The 13,914-nt window shown below is 56.7% G+C and carries 14 protein-coding genes; 6 read left to right on the top strand and 8 right to left on the bottom strand.

Annotated features, from left to right (window positions below; genetic code table 11):
• Window positions 1–819, bottom strand: coding sequence for a TIGR00282 family metallophosphoesterase (locus tag BXY66_RS10225; protein ID WP_132860004.1), 819 nt, complete (start codon window positions 817–819; stop codon window positions 1–3).
• 137 nt (window positions 820–956) lie between these two features.
• Between BXY66_RS10225 and BXY66_RS10220 the strand changes: the two genes are divergently transcribed.
• Both BXY66_RS10220 and BXY66_RS10215 read left to right on the top strand, forming a co-directional pair.
• Window positions 957–1,187, top strand: coding sequence for a putative hemolysin (locus tag BXY66_RS10220; protein WP_132860003.1), 231 nt, complete (start codon window positions 957–959; stop codon window positions 1,185–1,187).
• A 97-nt stretch (window positions 1,188–1,284) separates the two neighbouring features.
• A complete protein-coding gene (locus tag BXY66_RS10215) occupies window positions 1,285–1,545 on the top strand; it encodes a putative hemolysin (RefSeq protein WP_132860002.1) in 261 nt (86 codons plus the stop codon).
• A gap of 1 nt (window position 1,546) precedes the next feature.
• On the opposite strand, the gene BXY66_RS10210 is transcribed toward BXY66_RS10215, so the two are convergent.
• Both BXY66_RS10210 and mgtE read right to left on the bottom strand, forming a co-directional pair.
• Window positions 1,547–2,107 (bottom strand): 5-formyltetrahydrofolate cyclo-ligase, encoded by a 561-nt coding sequence (locus BXY66_RS10210; protein WP_132860001.1) that lies wholly within the window; start codon window positions 2,105–2,107, stop codon window positions 1,547–1,549.
• Window positions 2,108–2,114: 7 nt separating this feature from the next.
• Complete coding sequence (gene mgtE, locus BXY66_RS10205; RefSeq protein WP_132860000.1) at window positions 2,115–3,509, bottom strand: magnesium transporter; 1,395 nt, start codon at window positions 3,507–3,509, stop codon at window positions 2,115–2,117.
• Window positions 3,510–3,659: 150 nt separating this feature from the next.
• Between mgtE and guaD the strand changes: the two genes are divergently transcribed.
• Complete coding sequence (gene guaD / locus BXY66_RS10200; RefSeq protein ID WP_132859999.1) at window positions 3,660–4,955, top strand: guanine deaminase; 1,296 nt, start codon at window positions 3,660–3,662, stop codon at window positions 4,953–4,955.
• Window positions 4,956–4,994: 39 nt separating this feature from the next.
• Here guaD and BXY66_RS10195 read toward each other — a convergent pair whose 3' ends face one another.
• Complete coding sequence (locus BXY66_RS10195) at window positions 4,995–5,234, bottom strand: Lrp/AsnC ligand binding domain-containing protein (RefSeq protein WP_132859998.1); 240 nt, start codon at window positions 5,232–5,234, stop codon at window positions 4,995–4,997.
• Window positions 5,235–5,378: 144 nt separating this feature from the next.
• Here BXY66_RS10195 and hisB point away from each other — a divergent pair, with 144 nt between their 5' ends.
• A complete protein-coding gene (gene hisB, locus BXY66_RS10190; protein ID WP_132859997.1) occupies window positions 5,379–5,966 on the top strand; it encodes an imidazoleglycerol-phosphate dehydratase HisB in 588 nt (195 codons plus the stop codon).
• Here hisB and BXY66_RS10185 read toward each other — a convergent pair.
• On the bottom strand, window positions 5,963–6,580 hold the full coding sequence (locus tag BXY66_RS10185; protein WP_132859996.1) for a DUF2306 domain-containing protein: 618 nt from the start codon (window positions 6,578–6,580) through the stop codon (window positions 5,963–5,965). The genes hisB and BXY66_RS10185 overlap by 4 nt on opposite strands.
• Before the next feature lie 94 nt (window positions 6,581–6,674).
• On the opposite strand from BXY66_RS10185, the gene BXY66_RS10180 reads away from it, so the two are divergent.
• Window positions 6,675–7,286 (top strand): TetR/AcrR family transcriptional regulator, encoded by a 612-nt coding sequence (locus BXY66_RS10180; RefSeq protein ID WP_132859995.1) that lies wholly within the window; start codon window positions 6,675–6,677, stop codon window positions 7,284–7,286.
• 57 nt (window positions 7,287–7,343) lie between these two features.
• Window positions 7,344–7,982 (top strand): imidazole glycerol phosphate synthase subunit HisH, encoded by a 639-nt coding sequence (gene hisH / locus BXY66_RS10175; RefSeq protein ID WP_132859994.1) that lies wholly within the window; start codon window positions 7,344–7,346, stop codon window positions 7,980–7,982.
• A gap of 234 nt (window positions 7,983–8,216) precedes the next feature.
• Here hisH and lpdA read toward each other — a convergent pair whose 3' ends face one another.
• The 3 genes from lpdA to aceE are packed head-to-tail and all read right to left on the bottom strand — an operon-like array spanning window position 8,217 to window position 13,888.
• Entirely contained in the window at window positions 8,217–9,944 is a 1,728-nt protein-coding gene (gene lpdA / locus BXY66_RS10170) for a dihydrolipoyl dehydrogenase (protein ID WP_132859993.1), read from the bottom strand.
• An 11-nt stretch (window positions 9,945–9,955) separates the two neighbouring features.
• Window positions 9,956–11,209 (bottom strand): dihydrolipoyllysine-residue acetyltransferase, encoded by a 1,254-nt coding sequence (aceF, locus tag BXY66_RS10165; RefSeq protein ID WP_132859992.1) that lies wholly within the window; start codon window positions 11,207–11,209, stop codon window positions 9,956–9,958.
• Between the two features lie 24 nt (window positions 11,210–11,233).
• Window positions 11,234–13,888 carry a pyruvate dehydrogenase (acetyl-transferring), homodimeric type gene (aceE, locus tag BXY66_RS10160; RefSeq protein ID WP_132859991.1) on the bottom strand — a complete coding sequence of 885 codons (2,655 nt, stop codon included), beginning with the start codon at window positions 13,886–13,888 and terminating at the stop codon, window positions 11,234–11,236.
• Window positions 13,889–13,914: the final 26 nt, after the last annotated feature.

Genomic DNA, 13,914 nt, shown 5'->3' with positions numbered 1-13,914 from the left:
TCAGAGCGGCCCCGCCTGGCTCAGCCGTCCGCCTTGGCGCACCATCTCGATTCTGGTGGCTTGCCCCGAGCGGTCATCCGTCTCCACATAAACGCCCGAAAGGGTGGCTTCTTCCAGCGCCGGAGTGAAGCGTGCCTTGGGCATGCCTGTCACAAACCGCCGCATGGGTTCGGTTTTTTCCATTCCGATCACAGAGTTGTAGTCGCCACACATGCCGGCATCGGCCTGAAACGCGGTGCCACCCGGCAAAATTTGCGTGTCCGCAGTCGGAATATGCGTGTGCGTGCCCACCACAAGACTGGCGCGGCCGTCACAGAAGTGTCCCATGCCCATTTTCTCGCTGGTGGCTTCGCAATGCATGTCCACGATTGCCGCCTGCACAAGTCCGCCGCGCGGATGGGCCCGCAGAACTTGGTCAATCGCAGAGAAGGGATCGCCATACGGTTGCTTCATGAACACCTGACCGAGCGCCTGCGTGACAAGAACCTTGCGCCCGCCGCGAGCGTCAAAAACGCGAAACCCTTTGCCCGGCACATCGCCCCGCGCAAAATTCAGGGGACGCAAGACTCGGGGCTCGTTCTGGATGAACTGCATCATGTCCTTCTGGTCGAACGCGTGATCGCCCAACGTGATGCAATCTGCGCCCGCATCCAGAATGACTTTTGCGTGCGCACCGGATAGCCCCATGCCGTTTGAGGCGTTTTCGCCGTTTACAACAACAAAATCGAGCTTCCAGTCCTCGCGCAGCTTCGGCAACCGCTCAGCAATCGCCTTGCGGCCAGCGCGGCCCATCACATCACCAAGAAAAAGTATCTTCATGGGCATTTGTCCTATGCGTGTCGCGAACAGCTGGCAAGCGGAAAGCAGCCCAAAGGACAGCGCGTAGACGCGGCCTGTTGTCTAAAAGCCGAACAAATTTAAGTTAGTTTCACCACCACGCTAAAAGGACAATTTACATGAAAGCTTTTTTGCCCGTTGCCATCATCGCTTGTCTGGCTGCCTGCACAACCGAAGACACCGAAACCACCATTGGAATGGCGAACCCGGCCTCGGTCTTTTGCGTCGAACAAGGCGGTTCATCTAAAATCGTTGAAGCATCCGATGGCAGTCAATCCGGCATTTGCGTCCTGCCTGACGGGTCGGAAGTCGACGAATGGGAATACTATCGCGACAACAATCAGGAGTAGGGGAATTTCGGGGTAGAACGCGATCAGTGAATTGTTTCTGTTGCCAGCTTTCTTCTTTGCCGTATCGTGGGGGAGAATTTTTGACACAGGTGCCTTGATGAAACCACTGTTCGCGACTGCCCTTTTCGCCGGAACCCTCACGTTGGCTGCGTGCGATTTTCCGATGTCCAACGATCCGGCCAATCCGTCCAACTTCGAAGCCGAATACTGCACCAATCGCGGACATACCTATGAAGCGCGCCAGCGCTCCGATGGCAGCGTTTATGGCGTGTGCAAGTTCGCTGGCGGTGGCGAAATGAATTCCGCCGAGTACATCCAGATCAATGTGACCGGAGCACACTTCAAGCCGCCAAGCTGATCTAGCGGTGGAACTCGATAATCCGACTTTCGGTCACCATCATGTCGAGAGGCTGATCCGTAGGTTCCAAAGGAAGCTCTCCAGCCTCTTGCGCGTCAAAAGCAAAACCGATGGCCAGCGTGGCGCGCCGAGCGCGCAATCGCTCCAGCGTCCTGTCATAAAAACCGCCGCCGTAACCCAACCTTCCGCCGCGCGCGTCAAACGCCACCAGCGGCACAATCACGATTTCAGGCTCGAAAAAGTCATCATCCAGAGGAACTTTGGCGCCAAAAGGACCGTCCCTAAGTGCGCAACCGGGCTCCCACCTTGAAAACTCAAGAGGCATGGCTTCGCCTTGGATGACTGGCACGCCAACCGGACCATGCGCGGCTGCTTCCGCCATCGCGGGTAGGGGGCTGATTTCCGTGCGGATTGGCATGTATCCGGCCAGGGAGACACCACGGTATCCCGCAAGAATCTCACTCAGGTGCGCTGATTGCGCCGGACCTGCCGATTGATAGGCTTTCTTGCGTCGCGCAAAAGCCGCCTTGCGCGCTTCTGCCTTGATGGCTGTCAGATCCATTCCGCCCTCACAATAGAATGCTGGACGCGAGGCCCAGAAAAGCAAAGAAACCAACCACATCCGTAACGGTTGTCACAAATGGACCGGAAGCCAGCGCCGGATCGATTCCGGCGCGGTCCAATGCCATCGGGATCACAATGCCACCCAATGCTGCGGCGATCTGTGTGAAGACCATTGCGATGCCAATAACCACGGCGAGCATCGGAACCCCGAACCAGAACCCGGCCACGAGTGCCATTATGAAGCCAAAAAACACTCCGTTAAGCGCGCCAACTGATAACTCACGCCGCGCCACGCGCAGCGCGTTTTGCGACGTCAGGTCTTTCGTCGCCAACGCCCGTACAGTCACTGTCATGGTCTGGGTTCCTGCGTTGCCGCCCATCGATGCCACAATAGGCATCAACACTGCGAGCGCGACCATCTGGTCGATCGTTTCCGAAAACACGCCGATCACCAGAGACGCCAGAATGGCGGTCAGCAAATTCACAAACAACCACGTCGCGCGGCCTTTTGCGGCCTCAAAAATCGTATCCGAAAGCGAGGTCTCCTCGCTGACACCCGCCAAGCGGAGAATGTCTTCTTCGTGTTCCTCGTCCAGCACGGCCATCGCGTCATCGATCGTGATCATTCCAATCAAACGCTCGTCGCCGTCCACCACAGGGGCGGAAATCAGATGATACTGGTTGAAAGCATAGGCCACATCTTCTTCGTCTTGCGTGACCGGAATTGTCTGGAACACGTCCTCGGTGATTGTTGAAAGTGGCACGTTACGCTTGGAAGACATCAACTTGCCCAACGTCACATTGCCGACGGGCTTCATGCGCGGATCTACCAGGATTACGTGGTAGAACTGCTCTGGCAACTGCCTTGCATCCCGCAAGTGGTCGATGGCCTGACCCACGCTCCAGTCTTCGGGAACCCAGACCGTCTCGCGTTGCATAAGGCGACCGGCGGTGTTCTCCGGAAAACTCAGTGCCTGTTCGACAGCTACCCTGTCAGCATCTTCAAGCTGGTCGAGAATGGCTTCTTGTTGTGGCTCGTCCAGATCCTCAACAAGGTCGACAATATCATCGCTTTCCAGTTCCCGAACGGCCTCAGCGAGGACGTCGGGACGGAGCACCTGAATGATTTCCTCCCGCAGGCTGTCATCCAGTTCGGACAGAATATCACCGTCAAACTCCTCGCCGTAAAGCTGAACAAGCCGCCGCCTGTCATAAGGATTGATCTGTTCGATGATGTCCGCGATGTCAGCGGGGTGAAGCGGCTCCAGCAACTCCACAAGTGTGTGGCGGTCCTTGGCTTCAAGAGTGTAGAGGATGCCGGATATCAGCCGCTTGTCGAGTTGATAGGCGTCTTCTTCGACGGCAGGTTCTAGAGCGGCCTGATCATCAAATTCCGTCATGATGTGCCCTCCGCCGTGATACTGCCGACCTGCGTGGATCAACTCGTCGCGACAATAGGGCAATCCGTTGATACAGTTCAACGAAAGACGACGATTTACACGCCAAAAAAGGCGCGATACGAGAGCGCGTTACGCTGTTGGGAGATAGTCATGACCGCCGCCAAGCTGCTTTTGGGACAGACCCTCGCATTTGACGCGAACCCTTTCGAGGTCGCGCCGGACGACGCCGCGCGGATCGAACGGCGCGGCGCGGTGCTGATCGAGGGTGGAAAGATCGTTGCTACCGGAGAGGCGGACAGACTGAAAGCGGCGCACCCCGCCGCTCAGGTGACGGACTATGGCGACGCTCTCATCGTTGCCGGATTTGTCGACGCCCACGTTCACTATCCGCAAACCGGCATCATTGCGAGTTGGGGAAAGCGGCTGATTGACTGGCTCAACAGCTACACTTTCCCTGAGGAAATGCGCTTTGGTGACCAAGCCTATGCCGACGACATTGCGCGCACATATCTTGATTTGACTGCAAACCACGGCACGACCACGATGGTCAGCTACTGCACCATACACCCCGAGTCTGTGGACGCGATTTTTGGGGCGGCACAAGCGCGTGGCCAGCGGATCGTCGCGGGCAAAACCTGTATGGACAGAAACGCGCCGGACGGGCTGCGCGACACGGCCCAAAGCGCCTATGACGACAGCAAAGCACTGATTGGCAAGTGGCATGGGCAAGACCGGCTTAGCTATGCAATCACTCCTCGGTTCTCGCCAACCTCCACCCCGGAGCAGCTGCGCGCACTGGGCGATCTTTGGGCCGAGCATCCCGATTGCCTGATGCAGACGCACCTCTCGGAGCAAACCGATGAGATCGAGTGGGTGTTGGGCATGTTCCCGGACGCGCGCGACTATCTTGATACCTACGAAGCTTTTGGCCTGCTTGGCGAGAAGGGGCTATACGGTCATGCCATTCACCTTGAGCCACGCGAACGCGCGCAATTGCGCGAAGTGGGCGCCGGGCTAATCCATTGCCCCACGTCCAATACTTTTATCGGCTCCGGTTTGTTCGAAATGCAATCGCTGATGAGCGAAGGCCAGCGCGTTGGCCTTGCCACTGACACCGGCGGTGGGTCCAGCTTTTCCATGCTGCGCACGATGGCAGCTGCTTATGAGGTTGCACAACTGCGCCATACCCCGTTGCATGCGGCACAACTGATGTGGCTCGCCACCCAAGGCTCTGCGCGTTCGTTGCATATGGAAAATATGATCGGCAATCTGGCGCCGGGGATGGACGCGGACATCGTAGTGCTCGATCTCGCCTCAACCCCAGACATCGCTCAGCGTTCTGCCCGTGCCAACGACATCTGGGAAGCCTTGTTTCCAACTATCATGATGGGTGACGACCGCGCAGTGAAGGCCACGTGGATCAACGGACAGGCCGTAAAAGGCTAGGCCGAAAATCGTGGAACTGGGGGCTGTCGCCGCTGTTACCTAGAACGCCTTGAACGTAAGTGTCGTCAGGGACCGCTCGATCCCCTCTATGTCCAAGAGGTTTTCATTGATGTATTTTCCGACATCCGCGTCTTCGGGAATGTAGAGCTTCATGAGCAGATCATAGTCACCCGACGTGGAGTAGAGTTCCGAATGGATCTCCTTCAAAGCGATCTCCTCAGCCACGCGGTAAGTGGTTCCGGGTTTGCAGCGGATCTGAATAAAGACGCAGGTTGTCATATCGGGCGGCCCTTCTCTGGCTCTGATTGGTCGCGTTTAAGCTGGCACAAATGCCACCCGCAACACAATCCGAAAACCGCCCCCTTGGCCGCTTGTTCCGCCGCTCCTATAAGAGCGGCCAGAAGACATGCAAAGGACACCCCGATGCGCACAGCAAGCGTCACCCGCGCCACTGCGGAAACCGATATCACTGTCGAGATTAACCTCGACGGTACAGGCACTTATGACAATCAAACCGGTGTGGGTTTCTTTGACCACATGCTGGATCAGTTGTCCCGCCACTCGCTGATCGACATGACTGTGCGCGCCAATGGGGATTATCACATCGACGACCACCATACTGTCGAGGACGTGGGAATCGCGCTCGGACAGGCGCTGACGCAAGCGCTGGGCGACAAGCGAGGCATCCGCCGGTATGCGTCCTGCCATCTTCCGATGGACGACGCACAAGTGCGCGCAGCGCTTGATTTGTCCGCGCGGCCGTACCTCATCTGGAACGTCGAGATGCCGACACAGAAGATAGGCACATTTGACACCGAACTCGTGCGGGAGTTTTTCCAGGGGTTTGCTACTCATGGCGGCATCACCCTGCACGTGGACCAAATCCATGGTTTCAACAGCCACCACATCGCCGAAGCCACGTTCAAGGCTGTGGCTCGCGCTCTGCGCGAGGCCGTGGAAGTGGACCCGCGCAAAGCAGATGCCGTGCCGTCGACCAAAGGCGCGCTTTAAACCGGCTGCGCCGCCCCCAAAACGGGACGGCGGCGCACCACCCATTCGGCAACCAGTATGTTGGGGACCCAACACAGCCACGCGACAAGCGGGTATCCAACTTCCAGCCCCACCGTCATTGCGAGAATTGGCAACTCAAGTCGCAGAGTGACTGCTGCCAGCGTAAGCGCAGCGCTGCGGATCATCCACGCCTTGTGATCTTCGATGTGCTTGTTCCGGATATGGGATACCGCCACTGCTGTTGTGCCGATCCAGGCAAACCCCAAGAGGGCAAAACCGACCGCGGCCAGCTGCCCCGCATCGGTGCCGATTGCCATCAGTATGCCGCCAACACCAGCCAGCAGGATTGCGATCGCGTAGGCACGTCCCATCCAGCGGTGCAAGGCAGGACGACGCATGCGCAGCTTCGTCCAGAATTGTAGGGGCACCAGCATGAGCGCCACCGGCGCAAGCCCGACATGAGCATAGAATGCCCACCGGCGTTCGATGGCATGATAGGCGACAAATTCCATAGTTGCCTCGACGCCAAACAGCAGGAACCGCCATGACCAGACTGCGATACCCAGACAAAAGAACCAAAGAAAAAACGTGCGTGCGGAAACCAGGACTTTCATGGCGACTCTCCCTCACCTAATTTGACAGTGTAAAGTTGGCTTAACTTGACATTGTCAATTTGACACTGTCAAGCCCAGCCGCCAATTTGCGCATATGACTCAGAAAGACTCCAAGAAACCGCATCATCATGGCGATCTGCGAAACGCGTTGATCAAAGCAGGCATCGAAATCCTTGAGGAGGGCGGCATGGATGCGTTGTCTTTGCGCAAATGCGCAGCGCGGGCAGGGGTAAGCCATGCGGCTCCAGCGCATCACTTTGACGGTCTGCGCGGCCTTAAAACAGCTATCGCACAAGAAGCATTCGACCGGTTCTCATCGCACATGACCAAGGCCGCCGAAGCCGAAGGAGAAAGTCCGCGCGACCGGCTCCGCGGCATCTGTCGCGGGTATCTACAGTTCGGTCTGAACCATCGCGCACTTTTGGACATCATTTTCGGGATCGATGCGTCCGACATTCTGAGTGAGAATATCCAGCCTGACGACAATCATGCGTACATGATCCTGCGCGAGGCCTGTGCGCCATTTGTGCCAGCCCACACTGCGCCGGAAGTGATCGAGTTTCAGGTTTGGTCACTGGTCCACGGCTACACGCAATTGTTTCTTTCGGGCCGTTTCGGGGCAATCGCCCCTATAGAAGTGTCCGACGGACCCTTTGATGAAGTTATGAGCCTTTTGGACCGCATTGGCACCGCCCCAAAGTCTTGACCTCAGCGTCTGCCTGCGTCAGGTGAAAGGCAGACGATTTCAAGGACGACCTTCGCAATGCTGACAGCCATCATCGACTATGAATCCGGCAACCTGCACTCCGCCCAAAAGGCGTTTGAACGCATGGCGCACGAAGTCGACGGTGGTGAGGTCGTTGTGACGTCCGATGCAGATGTCGTGTCCAAAGCCGATCGTCTCGTGCTGCCCGGCGACGGCGCCTTTCCTGCCTGCGCTGCCGAACTACGCGGTCACAAAGGCATCTATGACGCGATGGTCGAAGCAGTGGAGCAAAAAGGCAGGCCGTTTCTCGGAATTTGTGTCGGTATGCAATTGATGGCGACGACGGGACACGAATACGAAGAGACTCCCGGCCTTGGGTGGGTCGCCGGAGATGTGCGCAAAATTGAGCCATCGGACGAGGACCTCAAGGTGCCTCACATGGGTTGGAACAACCTGGTGATCGACCACCCTCACGCTCTGCTTGATGGCATCAAAAACGGTGATCACACCTACTTCGTTCACAGCTACCAGTATCACGTGAAAACGCCGGCCGAGCGGTTGGCCCATGTGGACTATGGCGGCGACGTCACGGCGATTATCGGTCGCGATACGATGGTCGGCATGCAATTTCACCCCGAAAAAAGTCAGGACATTGGCCTGCGCATGATCGGAAATTTCCTGAACTGGAAACCCTGATCAAAACACAAAATTGCTCCCGTTGCGTGTCGCAACGGGCGCACGATGCATTAAATCCTGAAAACAGACGACGACAGGCTTCAATACCGACGCTTTGCCGACGTCATGCCGACGCGATACAGACTGTGCATTTTTTCCTTTGAGCCTTATTTACCAAGGCGCGCGGGTCTTGCGTCACCCAATCAAAAAACGCCGCCGGAAGCGGCGGCGTTCTTTAAGTTCACATCTGAATAATCACTTGCGCTTCTTGGGCGGCATCAGGTCCGTGATAGTGCCTTCGAACATCTCCGCCGCGAAGTTTACAGTCTCTGATAAAGTTGGGTGGGGGTGGATGGTATGACCCAAGTCCACTGCGTCTGCACCCATCTCGATGGCCAGCGCAACTTCGGCGATCAGGTCGCCCGCATTCGGGCCGACGATGCCCGCGCCGATGACACGTTCATGTTCGTCAAACACCAGTTTTGTAAGGCCTTCAGACCGTCCCAGTGAGAGTGAGCGACCCGACGCAGCCCAAGGGAAAACGCCCTTGCCGACCTTCAGCCCTTCCGCCTTCGCTTGGGTTTCGGTCATGCCAACCCAAGCCACTTCAGGATCAGTGTAGGCAACTGAGGGAATAACGCGCGCGTCAAAGTGGCGTTTCTGGCCCGCTGCCACTTCGGCTGCGACCTTGCCTTCATGAACCGCCTTGTGCGCGAGCATCGGTTGGCCAACTACGTCACCAATGGCAAAAATGTGAGCGACACCAGTTCGTTGCTGGCTGTCCACGGCGATAAACCCACGCTCATCCACAGCGACCCCTGCCGCCGCAGCGTTGATCTTTGCCCCATTTGGTCGGCGCCCGACCGCCACCAGGACCTTATCGAAGGTATCAACCGTCTCGCCGTCTGGACCTTCCATTGTGACCTTCAAGCCGTCTGCCTGCGCCTCCACTGCGGTCACTTTGGTTTTGGTCAAAACAGCCTCGTACCGACTCTCGATACGTTTCGCCAAAGGCTTAACCACGTCCTTGTCCGCACCTGGAATGATCTGATCCATGAACTCGACGATCGTCACGTTGGATCCCAAGGCGTCATATACGGTTGCCATCTCAAGACCGATGATACCGCCGCCCAAAACCAACAAGCGTTCCGGAACATCCTCCAATTCAAGCGCGCCGGTGCTATCGATCACACGAGGGTCATCGTGCGGAATGAAGGGAAGGGTAACCGGCTCCGAACCCGCCGCGATCACGCATTGATCAAAGCTCACAGTCGATTTCACACCGTCGTTGTCTACTTCAATCATGTTAGGACCCACAAACGAGCCATAACCGTTCACCACCTGAACTTTGCGCGCCTTTGCGAGTCCACCAAGACCCCCAGTGAGCTGTTTTACAACGCTTTCTTTCCATCCGCGCAGCTTGTCGAGGTCCACTTCCGGTTTGGAAAAGCTGATGCCGTGCTCGCCCATTTCCTCCGCTTCGGTGATCACCTTGGCAGAGTGCAGCAGCGCTTTGGACGGGATACAGCCCACGTTGAGACAAACGCCGCCAAGCGAACTGTCTTTCTCGATCAGGACCACTTTTTTCCCGAGGTCAGCGGCGCGAAATGCAGCGGTATAGCCACCTGGACCAGAACCCAGCACAACAACTTCCGCATGCACATCTCCTGCACCTGCAGCAGTACCTGTTGCTGTCGTGGCCTGTGGCGCGGCCGGCGCAGTTGATGCTGCGGGAGCAGGCCTGTCCGCGGAAGCTTCGGCTTCAAGGACGATAATAACGCTGCCCTCAGAGACATTATCGCCTTCGGCCACCTTGATCTCCTTGACTACGCCAGCAGCAGGAGAAGGCACTTCCATCGTGGCCTTGTCGCTTTCCAGTTCGATCAGCGGATCTTCAGCGGCGACGGTGTCACCAACAGCGACCAAGACCGAGACAACCGGAACCTCGGAAAAGTCGCCAATATCAGGTACTTTGACGTCCATAATTACTCTCCTCACCACATCAATTTGCGCATGTCGCCCAATAGGGTTTTCAGCGTGACGCAGAAGCGTGCCGCCAAAGCCCCGTCAATGGCGCGGTGGTCGTAAGACAGTGACAGCGGTTGCATCAGTCGCGGAACAAACTCTTCCCCGTTCCAGACAGGTGCCATTTTGCTTCGGGTGAGGCCAAGGATGGCCACTTCCGGTGCGTTCACGATGGGCGTGAACGACGTGCCGCCGATTCCGCCAAGCGAGGAGATGGTGAAGGTTGCGCCCTGCATGTCAGGACCCTTCAACTCACCCGCGCGTGCTTTGCCGGACAATTCCATGAGATCTTTGGATATTTCCACAATGCCTTTTCGGTCCGCATCTTTGATCACTGGCACCACAAGGCCGTTGGGCGTATCTGCTGCAAAGCCGATGTTGTAATAGTCCTTCTTGATCAGCTTGTCGCCGTCTGGGTGGATCGACGAGTTGACCTCCCAGTGCTGCTTCAGAGCCGAAACCGAAGCCTTGATAACAAAGGACAGAAGCGTCACCCGATAGCCGTCTTCTTTGGCCATCGTGTCCATTTCCTTGCGATACTTGTCGAGGTCCGTGATGTCGGCTTCATCGTTGTGCGTAACATGTGGAATGTTGAGCCAACTACGGTGCAAAGCCGGACCGGAGATCTTCTTGATCCGCGGCATCTCCACGTCTTCGACCGGACCGAATTTGGAGAAGTCCACAGCCGGGATCGGCGGAATGCCCATGCCGCCATGCGAGGCACCCGATGCAGGCGCTGTTGCAGTGGTTGATTTCAAAAAGGCCGTGACATCTTCGCGTAGGATACGGCCCTTGCGCCCTGAGCCATTGACCTTGGCCAGATCAACATCCAGTTGCCGGGCAAAAGCGCGAACAGACGGAGAGGCATGAGCTTTGCCGAAACCGGCGTCTGTCACTGCGGCCGGAGCAGGGGCGGCGGGCGTCGGTGCGCTGGCGGGTGCAGGCGCGGATTCGGTTTTTGCCGTTGGAGCCGCTTCCTTTGCGCCTGACGCGGCTTCCAGCATCAGTATCAGGGTTCCTTCCGACACGGCATCGCCTTCGGAAACCTTGATTTCAACCACCTTGCCGGTAGCAGGTGATGGTACTTCCATTGTGGCCTTGTCGCTCTCGACCTCGATCAAGGGATCTTCTTCAGACACGGCATCGCCGACGCTGACCAAAACGGAAACCACTGGCACATCGGCAAAATCTCCGATGTCGGGAACCTTTACTTCGATAGTCATCTCAAATTCCTCCAGATTTCCCAATCACACCAGGCGCGGGTTCGGCTTGGTGCCGTCGATGTCATATTTGGCCATGGCGGCCTCAAGCTCTTTTTTGGTGATGGATCCTTCGCGGTAGAGGTCCACCATTGCTGCAGCCGCGATATGATTTGCATCCACTTCAAAGAAACGGCGCAAATTCACCCTGCTGTCAGATCGCCCAAATCCGTCTGTTCCCAAAACGGTGTACCGGTTCGGAACACAGGTACGGATCTGCTCTGCGTAGTTTTTCATGTAGTCGGTCGCGGCGATTACAGGGCCTTTTGCCTTGCTCAACTGCTCGGCTACGAAGGACACTTTCGGGTCTGCAAGCGGGTTCAACCGGTTGTGACGCGCGACGTCCTGGCAATCGCGTGCCAGCTCGTTGAAACTGGTGGCGGACCAGATTTCTGACGTGACGCCAAAATCTGCTTCCAGCATCTCCGCTGCCTTCATCGCTTGAACGAGAATCGTGCCGGACCCCATTAACGTGACGTGCTTTTGGGACGGTTTCTTAACGTCTTGGAAACGATACAGACCTTTGATGATCTCGTTTTCCACACCCATCGGCATATCCGGATGGGAATAGTTTTCGTTCATCAATGTGAGGTAGAAGAAAACATCTTCCTGATCCTCGTACATCCGCTTCAGGCCGTGCTGCACGATCACCGCGACTTCGTGTTGAAAGGTCGGATCGTAACTTACGCAATTCGGAATAGTTCCTGCCAGAATATGGCTGTGACCATCTTCGTGTTGCAGGCCTTCTCCGTTCAGGGTTGTGCGTCCTGCGGTGCCGCCAAGCATAAAGCCACGAGCTCGGCTGTCGCCTGCTGCCCATGCCAGATCACCGATCCGCTGGAAGCCGAACATGGAGTAGTAAATGAAGAAGGGGATCATCGGCACGCCGTGGTTGGAATAGGCGGTCGCCGCCGCGATCCAGTCCGCCATTGCACCAGCTTCATTGATGCCTTCCTGAAGAACCTGACCGCTGGTCGATTCCTTGTAGTACATCATCTGCTCGGCGTCCTCGGGCGTGTACTTCTGTCCCTCGGGATTGTAGATGCCCACCGACCGGAACAATCCTTCCATACCAAAAGTACGGCTTTCATCTGGCACGATAGGCACAACATTTTTGCCGATCTGCTTGTCCCGAAGCAGGGTCGTCAGAATTCGGACAAAGGCCATGGTCGTGGAGATTTCGCGTTCTCCGGTGCCTTTGAGTTGGGCCGCGAATTTCTCGAGATCCGGAATTTCCATTTTCGGCGAAACACTCTCGCGCTTGGGAAACTCTCCGCCCAATTCCTTGCGTCGATCCGCGAGATACGCCTTTTGCGCGTTGTTCAGCTTTACAAAGGGCGCTTTCGGCAGGTCTTCGTCACTGACGGGAATCTCGAACCGGTCGCGGAAGGCGCGCAGTTGGTCTTCGGCCATTTTCTTTTGCTGGTGGGTGGTGTTCTGCCCTTCACCGGCCGATCCCATACCGTAGCCCTTGACCGTTTTCACCAACAGGCAGGTCGGTTGACCCTTGGTGTCGGATGCTCGTTTGAAGGCAGTGTAAACCTTTTGTGGATCGTGACCGCCGCGGCGCAGCGCCCAGATCTGGTCATCCGTCCAGTCTTTCACCAATTCTGCAGTCTCCGGATATTTTCCGAAGAAATGCTCACGGATATAGGCGCCATCCTTGGATTTGAATGTCTGGTAATCGCCGTCGACGGTTTCGTTCATCAATTGGCGCAGCTTGCCGGACGTGTCTTTCTCAAGCAGCGCGTCCCAGCCTTTGCCCCAAAGCAGTTTGATTACATTCCAGCCCGCACCGCGGAAATCGCCTTCAAGTTCCTGAACGATCTTGTGGTTTCCGCGCACCGGCCCATCAAGGCGCTGCAAATTGCAGTTCACAACAAAGATCAGGTTGTCGAGGCCCTCACGTGCAGCAAGATCAATTGCGCCACGGCTTTCGGGTTCATCCATCTCGCCGTCACCAAGGAAACACCATACTTTGCGATCGGCCATATCGATCAGGCCGCGGTTGTGCATGTACTTCATGAACCGCGCTTGGTAGATCGCCATCAGCGGTCCAAGCCCCATGGAGACCGTTGGGAATTGCCAGTAATCAGGCATCAGCCATGGATGCGGGTAGGACGAAAGACCGTTGCCAGCTACCTCGGAGCGGAAGTTTTCAAGCTGCTCCTCGGTAATGCGTCCCTCCATGAACGAACGTGCATAGATGCCGGGGATCACATGGCCTTGGAAGAAAACGAGGTCGCCTCCGTGGATCGCAGACTTGCTGCGCCAGAAATGGTTCAACCCTATATCATACATGACAGCGGAGGACGCGAAGGAGGCGATGTGGCCGCCATATTCGCTGCTTTCTTTGTTGCGACGCACGACTGTAGCCATCGCGTTCCAACGGTTTATCGTTCGAATGCGCCATTCCATGTCCAGATCGCCAGGGAATTCTTCCTGGTCGTCAGCAGGAATGGTATTTTGATAGGGCGTGGTCGCTGAGAAGGGCAAGGTCGCGCCCGCCGCACGGGCCTGCTGTACCGCTTTGTCCAACAAATAATGGGCTCTGTCGGCTCCGTCTCGCGCGATGACATCCTCAATGGCGTCCTGCCATTCTTGCGATTCAATCGGGTCGATATCTGGAATCTCGTTCGCCATTCGGGCGCCTCCTCCACTGAAATCCT

The sequence above is a fragment of the Shimia isoporae genome (assembly GCF_004346865.1).
Taxonomy (GTDB): domain Bacteria; phylum Pseudomonadota; class Alphaproteobacteria; order Rhodobacterales; family Rhodobacteraceae; genus Shimia; species Shimia isoporae.
Note: the sequence above shows the minus strand (reverse complement) of the source record. Positions and strands in the feature narration are given on the sequence as shown.

Bases quoted from the DNA above. Each gene is read 5' to 3' on its own strand.
- lpdA (WP_132859993.1), bottom strand. From the start codon at position 9,944: ATGGACGTCAAAGTACCTGATATTGGCGACTTTTCCGAGGTTCCGGTT.
- mgtE (WP_132860000.1), bottom strand. From the start codon at position 3,509: ATGACGGAATTTGATGATCAGGCCGCTCTAGAACCTGCCGTCGAAGAA.
- aceE (WP_132859991.1), bottom strand. From the start codon at position 13,888: ATGGCGAACGAGATTCCAGATATCGACCCGATTGAATCGCAAGAATGG.
- BXY66_RS10220 (WP_132860003.1), top strand. From the start codon at position 957: ATGAAAGCTTTTTTGCCCGTTGCCATCATCGCTTGTCTGGCTGCCTGC.
- aceF (WP_132859992.1), bottom strand. From the start codon at position 11,209: ATGACTATCGAAGTAAAGGTTCCCGACATCGGAGATTTTGCCGATGTG.
- BXY66_RS10210 (WP_132860001.1), bottom strand. From the start codon at position 2,107: ATGGATCTGACAGCCATCAAGGCAGAAGCGCGCAAGGCGGCTTTTGCG.
- BXY66_RS10225 (WP_132860004.1), bottom strand. From the start codon at position 819: ATGAAGATACTTTTTCTTGGTGATGTGATGGGCCGCGCTGGCCGCAAG.
- hisB (WP_132859997.1), top strand. From the start codon at position 5,379: ATGCGCACAGCAAGCGTCACCCGCGCCACTGCGGAAACCGATATCACT.
- BXY66_RS10185 (WP_132859996.1), bottom strand. From the start codon at position 6,580: ATGAAAGTCCTGGTTTCCGCACGCACGTTTTTTCTTTGGTTCTTTTGT.
- BXY66_RS10180 (WP_132859995.1), top strand. From the start codon at position 6,675: ATGACTCAGAAAGACTCCAAGAAACCGCATCATCATGGCGATCTGCGA.
- BXY66_RS10195 (WP_132859998.1), bottom strand. From the start codon at position 5,234: ATGACAACCTGCGTCTTTATTCAGATCCGCTGCAAACCCGGAACCACT.
- BXY66_RS10215 (WP_132860002.1), top strand. From the start codon at position 1,285: ATGAAACCACTGTTCGCGACTGCCCTTTTCGCCGGAACCCTCACGTTG.
- hisH (WP_132859994.1), top strand. From the start codon at position 7,344: ATGCTGACAGCCATCATCGACTATGAATCCGGCAACCTGCACTCCGCC.
- guaD (WP_132859999.1), top strand. From the start codon at position 3,660: ATGACCGCCGCCAAGCTGCTTTTGGGACAGACCCTCGCATTTGACGCG.